The 13,654-nt window shown below is 43.3% G+C and carries 11 protein-coding genes; 4 read left to right on the plus strand and 7 right to left on the minus strand.

Annotation, left to right across the window (positions count from 1 at the left end; translation table 11 throughout):
- Nucleotide 1 precedes the first annotated feature (1 nt).
- Entirely contained in the window at nt 2-595 is a 594-nt protein-coding gene (locus tag CDG60_RS11480) for a PepSY-associated TM helix domain-containing protein (RefSeq protein WP_087512538.1), read from the minus strand.
- 28 nt (nt 596-623) lie between these two features.
- Nucleotides 624-2,177 (minus strand): DUF2271 domain-containing protein, encoded by a 1,554-nt coding sequence (locus CDG60_RS11485; RefSeq protein WP_087512537.1) that lies wholly within the window; start codon nt 2,175-2,177, stop codon nt 624-626.
- A gap of 105 nt (nt 2,178-2,282) precedes the next feature.
- Between CDG60_RS11485 and CDG60_RS11490 the strand changes: the two genes are divergently transcribed.
- Nucleotides 2,283-3,170, plus strand: a complete 888-nt coding sequence (locus CDG60_RS11490) for a DUF4198 domain-containing protein (protein WP_087512536.1) — start codon at nt 2,283-2,285, stop codon at nt 3,168-3,170.
- Nucleotides 3,171-3,242: 72 nt separating this feature from the next.
- On the opposite strand, the gene scpC is transcribed toward CDG60_RS11490, so the two are convergent.
- The 3 genes from scpC to CDG60_RS11505 all read right to left on the minus strand — a co-directional run bounded on the left by scpC (nt 3,243) and on the right by CDG60_RS11505 (nt 8,167).
- Nucleotides 3,243-4,742, minus strand: coding sequence for a succinyl-CoA:acetate CoA-transferase ScpC (gene scpC / locus CDG60_RS11495; protein WP_087512535.1), 1,500 nt, complete (start codon nt 4,740-4,742; stop codon nt 3,243-3,245).
- Nucleotides 4,743-4,878: 136 nt separating this feature from the next.
- Nucleotides 4,879-6,054 carry a thiolase family protein gene (locus CDG60_RS11500; protein WP_171405506.1) on the minus strand — a complete coding sequence of 392 codons (1,176 nt, stop codon included), beginning with the start codon at nt 6,052-6,054 and terminating at the stop codon, nt 4,879-4,881.
- A 331-nt stretch (nt 6,055-6,385) separates the two neighbouring features.
- A complete protein-coding gene (locus tag CDG60_RS11505) occupies nt 6,386-8,167 on the minus strand; it encodes an acyl-CoA dehydrogenase C-terminal domain-containing protein (RefSeq protein ID WP_087512533.1) in 1,782 nt (593 codons plus the stop codon).
- Between the two features lie 566 nt (nt 8,168-8,733).
- Between CDG60_RS11505 and CDG60_RS11510 the strand changes: the two genes are divergently transcribed.
- Both CDG60_RS11510 and CDG60_RS11515 read left to right on the plus strand, forming a co-directional pair.
- Nucleotides 8,734-9,333: a TetR/AcrR family transcriptional regulator gene (locus CDG60_RS11510; RefSeq protein WP_087512532.1), complete on the plus strand. Its 600-nt coding sequence runs from the start codon at nt 8,734-8,736 to the stop codon at nt 9,331-9,333.
- Between the two features lie 143 nt (nt 9,334-9,476).
- Complete coding sequence (locus tag CDG60_RS11515; protein WP_087512531.1) at nt 9,477-11,555, plus strand: TonB-dependent receptor plug domain-containing protein; 2,079 nt, start codon at nt 9,477-9,479, stop codon at nt 11,553-11,555.
- Nucleotides 11,556-11,619: 64 nt separating this feature from the next.
- On the opposite strand, the gene CDG60_RS11520 is transcribed toward CDG60_RS11515, so the two are convergent.
- Nucleotides 11,620-12,303 (minus strand): class I SAM-dependent methyltransferase, encoded by a 684-nt coding sequence (locus CDG60_RS11520; protein WP_087512530.1) that lies wholly within the window; start codon nt 12,301-12,303, stop codon nt 11,620-11,622.
- Nucleotides 12,304-12,541: 238 nt separating this feature from the next.
- On the opposite strand from CDG60_RS11520, the gene CDG60_RS11525 reads away from it, so the two are divergent.
- Nucleotides 12,542-12,838 (plus strand): hypothetical protein, encoded by a 297-nt coding sequence (locus tag CDG60_RS11525; RefSeq protein WP_087512529.1) that lies wholly within the window; start codon nt 12,542-12,544, stop codon nt 12,836-12,838.
- Here the strand turns inward: CDG60_RS11525 and CDG60_RS11530 are convergent.
- Nucleotides 12,829-13,614 (minus strand): lysophospholipid acyltransferase family protein, encoded by a 786-nt coding sequence (locus CDG60_RS11530; RefSeq protein ID WP_087512528.1) that lies wholly within the window; start codon nt 13,612-13,614, stop codon nt 12,829-12,831. The two genes, CDG60_RS11525 and CDG60_RS11530, sit on opposite strands and share 10 nt — an antisense overlap.
- Between the last annotated feature and the right edge of the window lie 40 nt (nt 13,615-13,654).

A 13,654-nucleotide genomic window follows, 5' to 3' on the forward strand; every position in this document is an offset into this window, starting at 1 on the left:
TTCAGCCTATTGCCAGCCAAACCAGTAACATCAGTACCGCCAGGCTTGCTGACGTCAGCGTCAGATGCGTCACCAGTCGGGTTTTTATGCTGATGAACAGAATATATCCAGCCAGTGAAAGTGCAATGATCAGAACTGCACTCAGGTCAATCAGCCAACTCCAGGCTGTACCTGAGTTTTTCCCTCGGTGCAGGTCATTGATCAGGGACACTGTAGATGCAGGTTTGGTGGTAATTTCAACTTCACCGGTATCCATCATCGCCCAGATGTCAGTTGAACCCGCAGGACTTTCAAGACGGATCATCACCTCATTATCCATGACTTCACTGCTCAGATAACGTCCGGTCAGCGTGGCTTTCTGCCGTACAATTTTCAGTAATTCTGATGATGGATTTTCTTCAGCTTTCAGCTGAGCCAAAGCAGTTTCAGGTATCTGAATGGTCTGGGTATTTTCCTCTTTTGCAGGTTCAAACCATTCGGGATGATTCAGAAACAATCCTGTCAATGAGAAAAAAATCAGCACAATAAATGCAAATGCAGACAACCAGCCATGCACATAACGTGCATGGCGGTAAAAATCTCGACGTTGGTACACTATTTCGACCTTAATTCAGTCAGAAGTATCAGTTTACTTTCTGGAAATTCATTTTCACTGTGCCAATCTCAGTCTGTGCAGGCAGCACCTGACTCGCACCTTTTGCTTTTACGTCCAGATCTATGGTCTGATAAGAATGATCACCATGTTCACGTGAAGTCTCTACATGAATCTGGTAATGCCCTGCAGCAACTGCTTTACCTGTATCATCCTTGCCATCCCATGCCAGTTTATACTGACCTGGCTGTCTGGATGGTTTCGCCACGGCATCCAGTTGTGCCATCTGACGACCATATCGTCTCCACCAGACATAGTTGGAGTTAATCCATTTTTCATCTTTACCCCAGACCGCCAGTGTCCGTACCAGTTTTTTAGATGAATCCGTCACCCACACAGATACGTAGGGCGCACGGTATTTTTCCACATCCAGTTTTGGAATGACCAGTTCTACAATTGCCTGATATCCGGCTGGCCATTTTGCCGATGCAGCACTCGCCACGGTCAGCATTTCCGCCTGATCTGTCCGCTGCAACAGACTGTTCCAGCCTGAACTCTGATGAGTCTGCCCGTTTGACATGGTCAGCTGTGCTTCATAACCAATCAGGGATTCAATCAACTCAAGTCCTTCAGCAGGCGTCATGGCTGCCAGAGCTGTTGCAAGTGCATCTGCATCTGCTGCACAGGTTCCAACCACAACACACTGTTCCACCTGCTGTAAAGGCAAACCTGTCTGAGGGTTCATTAAATGTGACTGACCTGCAAGTGTACGGTAGCCTTTGCCACTGAATGCCACTGCCTGATCATTCAGACTGAGTACCTGTGTCGGTACAGCTAGGTCATGATGATTAAAGGCATCCTGTACCCCAATGCTCCAGCCTGATTTCTGAGGTGCATTTCCCCATACACGGATATCACCGCCAATATCAACCAGCAGTCCCTGAAGCGCAGGAACTTTCTGACGTGCTGCAACAAGTGCACGGTCAATAATATAACCCTTGGCATAAGCATCAGGTGCAAGTTTCAGACCTTCCTGCATGTTCACAGTACGGTTTTCAGCATTCAGTTGCAGTGTATTATTTTTTAAATGCTGCACAATCTGATCACGGGTAGCTGCATCAGGCTCAACCACACCCTGTGTTTTCTCCCATACCGCAATCAGCTGCCCCAGTCGTGCATCAAAAGCACCGCAGGTTTTATCACGCCAGTTTTCACAGGCTGCAATCACTTCAAACAGTTCTGGAGAAACCTGTTTTCCTCTGCTGCTGTTGAGTGCAGAAATTTCACTGTCCTCACGCCATACGGACAGTTTCTGATCCAGCTGCGCAATTTCAGCCCGAATGGCATCCATCGCCTGTTTCGCTTCCTGACGTGATACACCGTTGACCACCACATCAAGTGATGTCCCTAAAATATGATCCTGATGAAAGTGATGCGTCAGTTGTTTCTGCAGCTCAGTGCTTTCAGGAGCATTTACAGATGCAGCATTCAGACTGAAAGGAGCAATCAGGGTCAGAGCCATCATTAATGGGGTAAGACGGAATGCAGAACGGATTGGATAAAACTTAGGGGGATTGGATGACATCCTGATTCTCCAGAATATTTTTCTAAATATTATTGATAATGATAGTGGTTATCAAGTAGATTAGCACGCAATAATTGGAAAAAATGAACCCTGGAGAATTCTGCAATGAACAACTGGTTGAAAATCGCACTGCTCACTTCACTCCCTGTATTGAGTCATGCTCACACCATGAGCCCTTATCTGTTGCCAGAGGTTTTTGATACAGCATCAGCGCAGAATATCAGTTTCCAGAGTGCCATTACCATCGAAAAGTTTTTTGTTCCAGGTAACAACTTCAAAACGACTTATATTGTAACTGAACCCAATGGTGCTCAGAAAGCAGTCAGCCCTGCAGCTTCCCTGAAACGTTTTTCAATTGCAGAATTTGATCTTCCTGCTGAGGGTACATACCGTATCCGTACTCAGGATGCTGTAGGCAACAGTGGCAAATATGCGCTTGTAGATGGTCGCTGGTTACGTGTCCGTCCGGCACGTCCACCAATGCCACAGAACACTGCAGCAGCAAAATCAGCTGAAACTGCACCGAAAGCACCAGCAACCAGTCAGCCGCCGCGTGTTATTGCAGCAGACCAGGTTCCTGCAAATGCGCAGACTATGGAAGTAAAAAATACGTTTATTGCTGAAAGTTTTGTCACCAAAGGCAAACCATCACCTGTACCTGCCCCGACTGGCAAAGGACTTGAATTTAAATTACTGACACATCCAAATGAACTCTATGCAGGCGAATCCCTGAAAATTCAGGCATTGATGAATGGTAAAGCAATTTCTGGACTTGAAGTGGATGTCTTCAAGGGTGCAAGCAGCTATGAACCGAATGCTAAACGTGAACAGCCCCATGTAAAAACCAATGCCAAAGGCGAAACTGAGATCAAATTTGAACAGTCTGGTATTTATCTGATTACAGCAGCTTATCCTGAAGCGAGCGCGGACAACACCAAAAAACCTCAGCCTGAAGTATTTACCTATGGTCTGACTGTTGAAGTGTCTGAATAAATATTTACACCATTAAAATATCAACAATAAAAAAATCCCCAATCGTGGGGATTTTTTTATAAACGGCAATAATCAAGCTGACTTCATACTACCCATTTCTTCAAACTGTGCATGCCAGGACAATGCTTCACGCAACACATGTGGTGTCTGACCACCCAATGCACAGGCACGATTAAAATAGCTCAATAAATCAGCCTTATAACTTGGATGCGCACATTTCTCTATAATTTTCAAAGCACGCTCACGTGGTGCAAGTCCGCGTAAATCAGCCAAGCCCTGCTCAGTCACCAATACATCAATATCATGTTCAGCATGATCACAATGACTCACCATCGGAACTACTGAAGAAATTGCGCCACCTTTGGCAATGGATTTGGTCACGAAAATTGCTAAATGTGCATGACGGGTAAAATCACCTGAACCACCGATGCCATTCATCATTTTCGTACCCGTCACATGGGTTGAATTGACATTACCATAGATGTCGAACTCAAGTGCCGTGTTAATGGCAATGATGCCTAGACGGCGAATAATTTCAGGATTATTCGACAGTTCCTGCGGACGCATCACGATTTTGTCTTTGTATTGTTCAAAATTATTCATTACACGTTTAGCGCAATCATCAGACAAGGTCATTGAACTACCCGAAGCAAACTTCATTTTCCCTGAATCAATCAACTGGAATGTACAGTCCTGTAAAACCTCAGAATACATTTCCAGATCATGAAAATCAGAATGTTCAAAACCTGCAAATACTGCGTTGGCAATCGAGCCTACGCCTGACTGTAATGGTCCTAAATTTTCAGGCAAGCGCCCCACAGCAACTTCATTTTCAAAGAAGTGAACCAAATGTTTGGCAATGGCAAGGGTTTCATCATCTGCCTCATCCATTTTAAATGAAGTATCAGGCAGATCATTGATCACAATCGCAGAAATTTTGCTTGAGTCTACTTGAATACCAATCGTACCGATGCGATCACCTGCTTGAGTCAGTGGAATCGGTTCACGGTTCGGACGTGCTTTTGGCACATAAATGTCATGCACACCTTCAAGCACAGGACTGATGGTATTGTCAATTTCAACAATTACATGATCTGCCATTTCAACGAAGTTTGCAGTGTTGCCACATGAACCAGTAGGAATAATTTGTCCATCTTCTGTAATTGCAGTCGCAGCGATCACGGCGACATTAATTTTCGGTAGATTTTTATGACGAATATTATCGGCAAGTTCTGACAAATGCTGATCAATATACATCACTTCACCATTGTTAATGGCTTTACGTAAAGTCGGATCGGCTTGATAAGGATAACGACGTTCCAAAGCATGCGCATCACTCAAACGCCCATCAATACGATTGCCTAAACTTGCACCTGTCGCCAAAGTAATTTTCATCGGATGATTCTGTGCATAATCCACCAAAGCCAACGGAACTGTTTTCGCTTCCCCTGCACCACCGAAACCACTCATCCCCACCACATCACCATCCTGAATCAGCTCAATTGCCTTTTCTACAGACATGACTTTCTCGTGCAAAGCCGCACAGCGAATACGCTCTAAACCGTTAATCATTTCAAAAAATCTCAAAAATATATCTAAAAATAGCTAAAAAATTAAAAATACAGCATGCAACGATCTAACACCCTTGCGTACAAGGATGCTGGTCAATCTTGAGTAATCAAATTTTAAAATTTAAGGGATTGAAAAATTAAATCAGTTCAATCGCGATTGCAGTCGCTTCACCACCACCGATACACAATGCAGCTATGCCTTTTTTACCGCCTGTGCGTTTTAGAGCATGAATCAAAGTCACGATGATACGTGAACCTGAAGAACCAAGTGGATGACCGAGCGCACATGCCCCACCATTGATATTGACTTTTTCACGGTCTAAATTAAAACCATCAATCGCCAACATTGCGACCATCGCAAAGGCTTCATTCACTTCCCAAAGATCAACATCTTCAACAACCCACCCTGTTTGCTTCAACACTTTGTCAATTGCGCCTACAGGTGCAATGGTGAACTCTGATGGATGCTGTGAATTGGTTGCGTATGCCACAACTTTTGCTAATGGTTTTAAGCCACGCTCTGCTGCAACTTCTTCTGAAGTGACGACAAGTGCTGATGCACCATCTGAAATAGAACTCGCATTGGCAGCTGTGATTGTGCCATCTTTTTTAAATGCAGGACGTAAAGTTGGAATCTTGTCTGCTTTAGCATTTAAAGGTTGTTCATCCTGTTCAACAACCACATCACCTTTACGAGATGATACAGTGACAGACACGATTTCAGCTTTGAAATAACCATTATTGACTGCTTCAACGGCTTTATTTAGAGAGCTGATCGCATAAGCATCCTGCTGTTCACGGGTATAGCCTTTTTTATCTGCCATTTCCTGCGCAAGGATTCCCATCGACAAACCTGTTTCAGCATCTTCCAGACCTTCCTGAAACATGTGATCTGTGACTTTTCCATGTCCCATGCGGTAGCCTGCACGTGCTTTATCGAGTAAATATGGTGCATTAGACATCGACTCCATACCGCCTGCAACCACGATATTTGCAGAACCTGCTTTAATTGCATCGGCTGCCTGCATCACCGCTTTCATACCTGAACCACAGATTTTATTGATTGTGGTTGCACCTGTGGTATCAGGCAAACCCGCCTGACGCATCGCCTGACGTGCAGGACCCTGCTTTAAACCCGCAGGAAGTACACAACCAAAAATCACTTCATCAATATCTGTCGGCTGCAAACCTGCACGTGCAACAGCTTGTTGAATTGCCACTGCACCCAGATCAGGTGCTGTACATGCTGATAATGCACCCTGAAAACCGCCCATTGCGGTACGTACTGCTTCTACAATCACGATCATTGTTATCTACCTATTCCATCTATTTTCAATTTTGTTGTGAATTCTGAGTCAGCACACTAACTCAAAACTGTCCAGAAAATTCTATTTCACCCAACTTACTGATTAAAAAGCTATCAAATATTTAAATCAGTTTAAACGTGGTCGTGCTACCGCGTTAGGCGACATGGATGTCGCCGTTGGACAAGGGTGATATGGATATCCCCTTTGTCCAACAAAGGATTTTTGTAACTTTTGATCCTTCAAAAGTTAGGCATCGCCTACACAAATCAATGAAAACTTTTCAATATAAATTGAGGCAATGCAGACCATTCAACTAAGGCTTAACACAAAAAATTCATCAAGCCTGCGCAGTAAAATAATCCTCAGGCAACTGCATCACCAACTCCGCACCCGCCTGAATACGCTGAACACGCGCAGCCAGATCAGGAAGTACTTTCGCCACATAATACTGCGCCAGAACTAACTTATTCTGATAGAAACTTTCAGGTTTCGCCTGAGCAGCTTGCGCAATACGTGCAAACATATAGGTGAAACTCAACAAACCAACAGTATGTAAATAATCCACGGCAACTGCATTTGAGAAATCAGGATTAGACTTCGCCTGTTCAATAATAAACTGCGTCAATGCTTCAACCTGATGACACACATCCAAAGTTGCCGCCTTAATGCTTAAAGTATCATCCATAGACGCTGCAAACTCACAGATCTCCGTAATATATTCCGCAATAAAAGTACCATTCGACTTAATGGTTTTACGACCAATCAGATCAATCGCCTGAACGCCATTTGTACCTTCATAAATCTGTGAAATACGTAAGTCACGGATACACTGCTCCATGCCCCATTCACGGATATAACCATGACCACCGAAACACATTTGCGCTTCCAAAGCTGAATCTAATGCCTTATCAGTTAAATAAGCTTTGGCAATTGGTGTCAGTAACGCGACTCGATCATTGGCTTTACGTACCGCTTCGGCATCATTTGAGAACTTGGTAATATCGAGTTGCTGACCGACATAGACGGCAAATGCACGGGATGCTTCATTATTGGCACGGACATTCAACAACATACGGCGCACATCACCATGCACCAGAATCGAATCCACTGGTTTTTCAGGAGATTTCACACCAGTCGCTGAACGACCCTGCAAACGATCTGTCGCATATTGTGCTGCATTCTGGTACGCATATTCAGATGCGCCAATGCCCTGAATACCCATCGACAAACGTTCATAGTTCATCATGATAAACATCGCAGCCAGACCTTGATTTTCCTTACCCACAAGGAAACCTTTGGCTGCATCAAAATTCATTACGCAAGTTGCTGAACCTTTGATGCCCATTTTATGTTCAATCGAACCTGCGCCTAAGGTATTACGTTCCCCCAATGAACCATCTTCATTGACTAAAAACTTCGGTACGATGAACAGTGAAATACCACGTGAACCTGCAGGGGCATCAGGCGTTTTCGCTAAAACAAGGTGAATAATATTTTCACACAAGTCATGCTCACCACTGGTAATAAAGATTTTTGTTCCCGTGATGTTATAAGAACCGTCAGCATTTGGCTCAGCTTTGGTTTTGATAATGCCTAAATCTGTACCTGAGTGCGGCTCAGTCAGACACATTGTTCCTGACCATTCACCTGTATAGAATTTTGGTAAATAAGTTGCCTTTTGTTCCTCAGATGCAGCTTGGTCAATCGCCATGCCTGCGCCCACAGTCAAAAGTGGATACAGCATAAATGATGGATTGGTACTCCAGATCATTTCATCGGCAAGCACAGTCAGCATTTTTGGCATGCCCTGACCACCAAAATTCTCATTTGCCCCTAAACCGATCCAACCACCATCTGCAAACTGTTGAAATGCTTCTTTAAAACCTTTGGGTGTAGTCACCACACCTTGATTGAACTGCGCACCGCCTTCTTCATCTGCCGAACGGTTTAAATCCAGAATGACATTCTTTGAAAATTTTGACATTTCTTCTAAAATTGCATTGGCAGTTGCCATATCCAAATGGGCTAAATTTTCAGTGTTCTGCCAGAATTTTTCAGCATGAAAAACATCATTCAAAATGAAGTCCATATCTTTTAAAGGTGCATTATAAATCGGCATATATGTATTCCTTGATATCACTTTGCTGGCAGCAAAGCTGGTTTTTAACTGTTCGTCACTCGCTCTTCAGAAGTGGTTTTGTCCACTGCGCAATATGCCCATTATTCTGAACAGATGCTTTCTAAAACCTGGGACAATCGATTTCATTTCAATGATCGAAGTGAAGTCCAAATGATCCAGTAACTTCTGGATTCACTGACCATTCAATGGATGTTCTAGCAGATAAAAGACTGCCCCTTTTCAGATCTGAACCGTAAAATCTGATATTTAAAATCATTCCGCATTTGCTTTTCTGACAGCGTGTTTTTTACATGTCTGATGCTGAACACCTCTGTTATGAGCAAAAAGACAATAGAATAATTTTTCTTAAATTGGAATTTTATTCCATTTTCCTGACCTCACTGGTTCACATTTCTTGACTTTTATTTTGCCCTGTGTTTTCTGTTATTTATCACGTATCAATCATGGTCTGAGCACTTTTTCTGCACGACCAATGTGCTATTTTTTAATTTGTCATTCTGACTTAAACTGGTCAGGTTTTCTGTGGTCTACTTTGGAACTTTGAAATGAATTCAGTACGCCAGCAAAATTTTCTGATCCGTAAAGAGAAAATTTTAACTATGGCTGAAACGCTGTTACTGGACAATAACCAGGATATCACCCTGGGTGAACTGGCATCTGAGCTGGATATCGCAAAAGGGACCATTTACAAACACTTTAAAAGTAAAAATCAGCTGTATCTGGAACTGATCATTTTAAATGAACGTCGCCTGCTGGAAATTTCAAGAAAGCATAATGATGACATCAAAACCTATGTCTCCCAGTACATGCTGTACAACATGCTGAATTCCAACCGTACTATTCTGCTGCATGTGATTGAAGAGCGTCTGACCAATAACGAAAAGAAACTGAATGAACTTTTTGAAGAGCTTTATCAGGTTCGTGAAGCCCGAATTCTGGAAATACGTGACATGTTTGGAGAACATCTGAAGTCTTTGAACAGTATCATGTCCATCCGTGATTACCTGTCCTATATATGGACGGTCACTTACGGTGCTTCCCTGTTACTGAACTCTACGCATTATCAGAAATCCATTGGTTCACGGGAACGTCTGATCCGTCTTTATGTAAATCAGGCATTGATGATTCCTGATAAACTCTCCTGATCTGAACGGGCTTTTCATAAAAAACAGTGCTCCCATCCCCCTCATGGCTGAATAAAAATAAATTCAGTTTTGCTGTTTCCCGCAAATTTTCTCCATAATTGTGGTTTATGCTTACGCAAAATTACATACCTGGATGGGTAAAAATGAAGCGTATTTCTTCATGGAAGTTAAGCACCTTAAGTTTAGCGATTGTGGCTGTCAGCATGTCTGTAACAGCAGATGATAATATTTCAGATACACAAGTACAAAATACAGCCACTGACCCTGCTAAAACTGAAGCTGCTCAACTGAAAACGCTCAAATTTACAGCTCAGGCAACCACTCCCAAAGACCCAGATATCAGCGCTATAGCCAAAACTGTTGTGACCCGTGAGGAAATGCTTCAGTACGGTGATCAGTCTGTAAATGATGCACTGCGACGGGCAGCCGGCTTTCAGATGCCATCTCCTGGTCAGGGGCCACGTGGTAACAGTGGTGCATCCGGTATGCGTTTCCGTGGAGGTGGTGCGCCTGTTTTCCTGATCAATGGTGAAGCTGTTCAGGGCGGACCCCGTGGTGGTATGTCCATTGTGGATACCCTGACACCCGAAATGATTGAACGCATTGAAATCACAAAGCAACCCAGCGTTGCCCATGCTTCCGTCGCATCTTCTGCTGTTATCAATATTATTTTAAAAGAACCCCTGGATGATGCAGGTTTAAACGGTACGGTTAAAGTCGGTTATGGTTTTGCAGAATCTGATCAGAAAGAAGAAGAACGTAAAAACCTGAGTGTACAGGCAGATGGTCGTACTGGTCCGTGGCTCTACAGTATTTCAGCCAATCAGATGTGGAATGACTCTGTTTCAGTTTCGGAAACACTCAGCCAGGGACAGAGCCAGCAGCAGAAGCGAGTCAGTGAACGGGACTCATTTATGCTGTCCCCTCGCCTTGAATATGAACTGGATGATCAGCAGAAACTGGTTGCTGAACTGTTTTATCGGAACAGTAAAAATGACAGTACGCAAAATACGCAGCTACAGCATGATACCAATGACAGTATCCGTCTGAATACCCGTTACGAGCGCAAAGACAAAGCTGGTTCAGATAAAATCCGTTTCTCTGCTGAAAACCAGAATGAAACAGAAAAAACCCGTTCAGTAAATTATTCATCCATTATTGATGAAAGCATTGATGAGTATGGACTTGCTTATGACGGTGTCCGTAAACTCAATGATCGACTCCAGTTTAAATTTGGTGCGGACAGCAGAACTAGTGAACTGGACAGCAATGTAGCTGACACCCTGGACGAACAACGCTACGCCTTATACGCAGAAGGCAGCTGGAAATTCAGTGATCACCAGACCCTTACCCTGGGTGCCCGTCAGGAATGGCTGAACCGCTCCGGACTGGTCGATTACAGTGATCAGCAGTTAAGCCCCGTACTGGCACACAGATTTGATCTGACAGATCAGTGGTCCATTCAGACCAATATCAGCCAGGCATTTAAAAGCCCGAAAACAGATAACCTGTTGCCGACTGTGTCGGTTTCAACCAGTTCAGATGCGGGTAGCCTGAACAATCCTGACCGTGGTGGAAATCCTTATTTGAAACCTGAAAAAATTACCGCTGTCGAGTCCACACTGGGGTTCAATACTGCTTCAGGAGGTGTCAATTTCACAGCTTTTCATCGGGAAATAGATGACTATATTGAAAAAGTCATTCAGCAGGAAGGTTCCCGTTTTGTCGAACGCCCTCAGAATCAGAACAATGCCACCACTTATGGTGTTGAACTTTCTGGTCGTTATGCTCTGAAACAGACAGAAAAAGGACATTCCTTTATGCTGAATGGACAGCTTTCAACTGTGCGGGCGAAAATTGAAGAAGATAATCATACTGAGCGACTGGTCAGTGATGTTGCACCTTACACCGCAAGTACAGGATTATCTTATAATTATCAGCCATTGAAGCTTTCAACCGCCATCAATCTGAATTATGTGCCGGCATTCAGCCGCAAACTGGATAATCAGTCCTATATCCGTTCCAGCAACGAGCGCTTCAATATTGATATCAGCGCAACCCGACGTTTTGCCGATGGATGGGCTACAACGCTGAGTGCCCGCAATATTTTAAGCACAGATTATAAGGAACGCCTGAACAGTACGGTTGATGGCAGTCTGTTTGAAGCCCGCACCAACCAGGCGATACCAAGCGTTCTGCTTTCTGTGGAAAAGAAATTCTAAACTGATGATGCGACCTGTGATTCTGTCATCGGTCGCATTTTTTACATTAAAAACAGTACAGAATTTATTTATCTGCCCTGAATCCGGTGTAACTCAGAAACTGAGTATAGGAAGATACGGTTCTGAAACCGCATGTTTTAAGTACCGTGACATAGTGCTCAGCACTGATTAATTCAAAATCATGTTGAAGCCGTTCAAGCATTTTCTGACCCTGAACCTGAGTCAGCCCATTTTTACAGCAAAAATTCTGCAATATTTTTAAATCTGTACTGCTTTCCGTTTTCATCAGATCATAAGTCAGCAAAACCGCCTGTGGTTTCAGTACAGTATAGATATCCTTAAAGAACTGTTCTTTTGAAGTTTCTGGAACAAAATGAGCCACCAGGATGACTAAAGCTGCATCAAACTGCGCCGAATGCATCAGCTCATTTAAAACGGAAGTATCGCCCTGCAAAAAACTGACCTGCTCTGCTCCAGTCACACCACTTAGACGCTCCCGTGCTTTATTGATCATGGTCAGTGATGGATCAATCGCGGTATATCTCCATTCAGGATGCTGTTTTAACAGTAAAGACAGTTCATAGCCTGTGCCACAGCCCACAATCAGAATATGAACATCAGAAGCCTGCAGTTCAGTTTCCAGAATTGCGGTCACCTGAGCATGTACCTGTTCATAGCCTGGAATCAGTTTCCGGATATGATCATCATAACCTTCCACCACCTGTTCACTGTTAAAATCTTTCGCCATTTTATCCCTGTCCAGTTTGGTGATCTGTATCACCTTGATTATATGAACCGCAAAACATTTATCCACTTATTTATTTTTTGTCGATCGTGCATGTCAAGTCATTGCCACACATCATTATTTTATACATTCAGCCATACTCAATGCTAGAATATCGGCTTTAAAAAAATACATAAACAATAAATCCGGGCAGCACTTATTTCTGTCCAAAGAAAAATTATACTGAACAAGGGGACTGAATATGAATTCCAAACACTGTCAGGATGCCATGTTGCTGCATGCCATCAACCGTATTCTGCTTAAAGAATGGGACCCATTGGGGATTAAAAACAGACCATTCATGCGCGATGAATATGAAGAGTATTTGCCCAGAATTTTTGAATTACTTTGTGAAAATGCTGAAAGCTCAGATATATTTGAATATTTGTGGCGGGTTGAAACAAAAGTCCTTGAGTTACAGGGCGATAAAGCTCACACCCTGAATATAGCCAAAGCACTGAAGCAGTTGCAGGCTGAACACAACCTGACTCAGCGCTGAAACTCAGGATGATGCTGTGCTCTATAGGTTTTTAAATCTTCAAGCCCCGTGTATATATCCAGCTGAATCTGACTGCGCAACTGCTGCAATCCATTCAGATCCTGTACATGCATCAGGCTTTTTCGGGGAAGAAACTTAAAATAAAAAGGAATCCGTTTCGGAATGATATTACCAGGAATGGACGGAATCATTTCACCCTGACGCAGTAAGCGACCAACTTCAGGATAGCTCAGTAATTTCTGAAACCATTTTTTCTGAAGCAGTGCATTGACATCATATTTCAGATCAAATGCTTCATCTCCACCCAGTGCTGCAAACGGAGCAATATCGTACTCATATTCCTGAGCAAGTTTAAGAAAACCGTAACGCTCTTTCCAGATCAGCTGATATTCCTCACCTTTTCGTTTAATCACCTCACGCCCACCTCCTGGAAAAACCAGAATGGAATATCCCTGCTTCATCGCTTGACGCGCATATTCCTGAACACCGTCTATGCCGCCCACTTTTTTCACCATTTCACGCCACAGCGGAATGCGAAAATGAATATGGTCTGCCAGGCTGACAACCGCAATTTTATGTTCCGTAAACAGATAATCTATAAGTACAGGTGAATCAAGTACACCATATACCGTGTGATTACCGACATACATCGCGGGACGGTCAGGCTGTAAAAGCTCTGTACCCAGAAAAGCTGGTCGGAAATAATAGCGTTGTAAAGCACTGATCATTTTTATAATTTTTGAATTGTGCTGAATTTTTAATTCTTTTTGGGTCATGTTGTCTTCCTGAACAACTTAATCCCTCCCTTGCGGAGCA

This window comes from Acinetobacter chinensis (genome assembly GCF_002165375.2).
Lineage (GTDB): Bacteria > Pseudomonadota > Gammaproteobacteria > Pseudomonadales > Moraxellaceae > Acinetobacter > Acinetobacter chinensis.

What these genes read in the sequence shown, in the direction of transcription:
- CDG60_RS11525 (WP_087512529.1), top strand. Translation starts at nt 12,542, where the DNA reads ATGAATTCCAAACACTGTCAGGATGCCATGTTGCTGCATGCCATCAAC.
- CDG60_RS11490 (WP_087512536.1), top strand. Translation starts at nt 2,283, where the DNA reads ATGAACAACTGGTTGAAAATCGCACTGCTCACTTCACTCCCTGTATTG.
- CDG60_RS11515 (WP_087512531.1), top strand. Translation starts at nt 9,477, where the DNA reads ATGAAGCGTATTTCTTCATGGAAGTTAAGCACCTTAAGTTTAGCGATT.
- scpC (WP_087512535.1), bottom strand. Translation starts at nt 4,742, where the DNA reads ATGATTAACGGTTTAGAGCGTATTCGCTGTGCGGCTTTGCACGAGAAA.
- CDG60_RS11520 (WP_087512530.1), bottom strand. Translation starts at nt 12,303, where the DNA reads ATGGCGAAAGATTTTAACAGTGAACAGGTGGTGGAAGGTTATGATGAT.
- CDG60_RS11505 (WP_087512533.1), bottom strand. Translation starts at nt 8,167, where the DNA reads ATGCCGATTTATAATGCACCTTTAAAAGATATGGACTTCATTTTGAAT.
- CDG60_RS11510 (WP_087512532.1), top strand. Translation starts at nt 8,734, where the DNA reads ATGAATTCAGTACGCCAGCAAAATTTTCTGATCCGTAAAGAGAAAATT.
- CDG60_RS11485 (WP_087512537.1), bottom strand. Translation starts at nt 2,177, where the DNA reads ATGTCATCCAATCCCCCTAAGTTTTATCCAATCCGTTCTGCATTCCGT.
- CDG60_RS11530 (WP_087512528.1), bottom strand. Translation starts at nt 13,614, where the DNA reads ATGACCCAAAAAGAATTAAAAATTCAGCACAATTCAAAAATTATAAAA.